Raw genomic sequence first — 3,436 nt, 5'->3', positions numbered from 1 at the left:
ATTTCAATATGCATCCAACAAAATTTATAGCTGACACCACTAAGCTCAGTTATAGAGAAGTATCGAAACGACTTCATCGTTACGATGATCTCGAGAGACAAAAAAATAAAGGAGCATAAATGAAATTTGAAATATTTAATGATCACTTCCAAAATTATAAACGATATCAAATACCAAAAGCACAGCTTGTCATTGCTGATATTCCTTATAACTTAGGAAAAAATGCATATGCAAGTTCTAATGCTTGGTATGTTGATGGAGACAATAAAAATGGTGAAAGCGAAAAAGCTAATACAGAATTCTTCGATACAGATAAAGATTTTAGAATTGCGGAATTTATGCATTTTTGCTCAAAAATGTTGATAAAAGAGCCTAAAGAAAAAGGAAAAGCTCCTGCAATGATCGTTTTTTGTGCCTTTCAACAAATACAAATGGTCATTGATTATGGAGAAAAATATGGATTTATGAATGCCTATCCATTGGTATTTATTAAAAATTATAGCGCTCAAGTTCTTAAAGCGAATATGAAAATTGTAGGTGCCACAGAATATGCAGTAGTTTTATATCGGGATAAACTGCCAAAATTTAACAATGATGGATCTATGATATTTAACTGGATGAATTGGTCAAAAGATGGCAAGTCGATACCTCAAATTCATCCAACCCAGAAACCGCAAGCTGTTCTAAAACGATTAATAGAAATCTTCACAGACAAGGGAGATACAATAATTGATCCATGCTGTGGAAGTGGTTCTACTATCAGAGCAGCAATTGAACTTAACAGAAACGCCTATGGCTTTGAAATAAAAAAAGATTTTTATAAATTGGCAACTGAACAAATGCTTAAAGAATATGAGGTGTCTTTATTTGAAATTTGAAATGGTAAATACAAATTCATTCTGTATGGTAAAAAATGCTCCTCAACTAAAAAAACGGCTGATCAGAGCATTTGAAAAGAGAACAAATGTAATTCTTTCAGAAACAATTAAACGGGCTCTAATGACCCAGAATTGGAAGGAGACATTTTATAGGTTATGCGAATTGGAGGCACAAATTGGGAAAAATAGATGATAAAATTTACGCTTTGTACAAAGGTGAAGATATTTTAATTACAGGAACAATCAAACAGATTGCTGAATACAGAAATATTAAAGAAAAGTCTGTCCGCTTTATGTTGTATCCGGCATATAAAAATAGTCAAGGAGATAGTAAGAAAGCTTTGGCTTTGGTTTTACTTGATGAAGAAATGGATCAACAAGCTGAATATTTTCCGAAACAAGTTGAAAAAGAGCCAGTTACAAAGAAAGACCTTCCTAAAGTATTTTTATCAAAAAATGATTTTACAATCTTAAAAACTGAAAATACCTACTCAAACATTCTAATCGTTGAATATCAAAGTGAAGTTCGTATGATTGACAAAATGACATTTGAATTGATGCCAAAAACAGGATTGAAAGTTAATCATCATACCTATTAATTGATGAAAAACTGATTAAAAAAATGCTGTTTTAATAAAAATAAAAAAAGTGCCGTAAAGTCAGTGAATATAAGGCACAACGGATAATAAAATAAATTCCGATTATAATATATATTTACTATTTAAAAACAGATGTAAAAAATGACATTTGAAGAAGAATTTGAAAAATTTAAATTAACTGCAGGAGCTAGTCCAAAGCATAAAAAAATCATCAATCATTTCAAAGATTGGCAACCACAGCAAGCCCTGCAAGAAGTACCGCAGTTCGTGGCGGATTGGTTTGATGAAAATAAAGGTGATTTGGAATTTGGAATTTATTGCGAAAACTTAAATATTAACAATAAACCTGAGCGAGAACTTAGTACTATTGAAAAATTTTTTAATAGTGAAACAGAAAATAAAAATCCAATTGAAACAGTTATCCGCATGAAAGACGGCTACACAGTCGAAAAACCGCAGCTGTTCTATTTGAAGAATAAGATTACTGGAAAATATCTACGTTCTTACACTGGGTTATCAATGGACGACACAACTTTTAGATACGAAGAAGTAAAGGATGAACGAGTTGGTGGTTTTGGAGGAGGGACAACCTTTACCCAGCAGGAAATCGACAGCTTGGAAACTGGGAGCTACGAGATTATCGAGGTGGAAGAATGAAACTAGAAACGAGAATCAAGAAAATAGAGGAATTTGCTAGCGAGGAAGGCATAGGCTCAGAATTCCATGATAAAATTCAAGCGATTGTGGACGATATGCGCAAGACTTGGGGGATATCAATGGAAAGAGTGGAAGAATGAAACTACTAATTAAAACTAGACATCAAGTATTTTGATGACGTAAAATCAGGCAAGAAAAACTTTGAAATTCATAAAAATGAAATAGTAGAAAGCGTGGAGAAATGAAATATCCGTTTATGTGCAGGCACTTTGGACATAAAATTCATAAATCGTATGGAAAATATGACATTTTTGAATTTTGCTTACGTCTTGAATGTCCTTACCAACGTAGCATTCCTTTGCAAGAAAAATACAGAGAGCTTACTGATGAGCTTAACGAGGCGTATGAGAAAGGGAATAAAAATGAAAACAGTTGAAAATTATAGCAACTTTGATATTAAGCAACTTAAAAATGGCGGTTTCAGAGTTTATGCTGACAGAGACTTAAAGGAATACACAGGAAATATCAGTTGGCGGAAAAGCCATGATAATGAATATCGGACTATTGATGAAGCAAAAGAATCCATTGATAGATACTGGGAGAGTAGAAAATGACTGAATTTGAAGATAAATTAAAAAAGCGAATAAAAGAACATGATGTAGCAATGACAGGTCTTCATAATCAAGGATTTGTAAACGGGTTAAAAGTAGCCCTTGATTTATTTGAAACTACTGACAAACTTGAGCTTGAAAAAGTCAAGAAAGAGCGGGATAGCTTGAAAGAAGCTATCGAACACGCCATCGCAACAATGGCACACGATGGACGTCATGACAATATTCCAATATCTTGGATTCTACCGAAACTAATTACATCACTCGCAACGGTTAGAAAAATTGAAGGGAGCGGCGATGAGTGAATTAACAATAAAAGATTTTAAATCAAAATATGAACCGATTGGGCTTTCTATGGAGCTGAAATCTCAAGGTCAAAGTGCCTATGAAACAGGAAAAATTGGCGGTCATACACCACTTTATACTGATGAACAAATTCAAGATTATCTAAGCAACCAACCCCAGCTCACGATTCCTCAAAGCATTGCGGATGAGTTGGACAAATATGATTTTGAACTTACTAGTAAGGGGCTTATGTACAGAAATATGGGTGGTACATTGGTAGAGTTTTCCAGAGTAACATATGATGAAATACCACAGTTAATTGTTCAAACTATTGCTGGTAATTATCGAATAGTATTCGCTTACCTCGCAGGCAAAGCTTTAGGAGTTGATTTAGTGAAAGTGGTGG

The 3,436-nt window shown here is 33.6% G+C and carries 6 protein-coding genes and 2 pseudogenes; all 8 read left to right on the top strand.

Annotation, left to right across the window (positions count from 1 at the left end; all coding sequences use genetic code 11):
- Positions 1 to 119 precede the first annotated feature (119 nt).
- Positions 120 to 878: a DNA-methyltransferase gene (locus RT41_RS09965; protein ID WP_096819253.1), complete on the top strand. Its 759-nt coding sequence runs from the start codon at positions 120 to 122 to the stop codon at positions 876 to 878.
- Positions 879 to 1,054: 176 nt separating this feature from the next.
- On the top strand, positions 1,055 to 1,477 hold the full coding sequence (locus RT41_RS09955) for a hypothetical protein (RefSeq protein WP_096819249.1): 423 nt from the start codon (positions 1,055 to 1,057) through the stop codon (positions 1,475 to 1,477).
- Positions 1,478 to 1,618: 141 nt separating this feature from the next.
- Complete coding sequence (locus RT41_RS09950; RefSeq protein ID WP_096819248.1) at positions 1,619 to 2,134, top strand: DUF1642 domain-containing protein; 516 nt, start codon at positions 1,619 to 1,621, stop codon at positions 2,132 to 2,134.
- Positions 2,131 to 2,274 carry a hypothetical protein gene (locus tag RT41_RS10525; protein ID WP_180752720.1) on the top strand — a complete coding sequence of 48 codons (144 nt, stop codon included), beginning with the start codon at positions 2,131 to 2,133 and terminating at the stop codon, positions 2,272 to 2,274. The genes RT41_RS09950 and RT41_RS10525 overlap by 4 nt, the downstream gene beginning before the upstream one ends.
- Positions 2,275 to 2,292: 18 nt before the next feature.
- Positions 2,293 to 2,379 (top strand): annotated as a pseudogene (locus tag RT41_RS10810) (hypothetical protein); the annotation flags it as partial.
- A gap of 177 nt (positions 2,380 to 2,556) precedes the next feature.
- Positions 2,557 to 2,748 carry a hypothetical protein gene (locus RT41_RS09940; RefSeq protein WP_054639862.1) on the top strand — a complete coding sequence of 64 codons (192 nt, stop codon included), beginning with the start codon at positions 2,557 to 2,559 and terminating at the stop codon, positions 2,746 to 2,748.
- Positions 2,745 to 3,050, top strand: coding sequence for a hypothetical protein (locus RT41_RS09935; RefSeq protein WP_096819243.1), 306 nt, complete (start codon positions 2,745 to 2,747; stop codon positions 3,048 to 3,050). Before RT41_RS09940 ends, RT41_RS09935 begins: the two co-directional genes overlap by 4 nt.
- Positions 3,043 to 3,436: pseudogene (locus tag RT41_RS09930) on the top strand (hypothetical protein); the annotation flags it as partial. The gene RT41_RS09935 and the pseudogene RT41_RS09930, both read left to right, overlap by 8 nt.

Origin of the sequence: Lactococcus fujiensis JCM 16395, from assembly GCF_002441655.1 — a bacterium.
Lineage (GTDB): Bacteria > Bacillota > Bacilli > Lactobacillales > Streptococcaceae > Lactococcus > Lactococcus fujiensis.
Note: the sequence above shows the minus strand (reverse complement) of the source record. Positions and strands in the feature narration are given on the sequence as shown.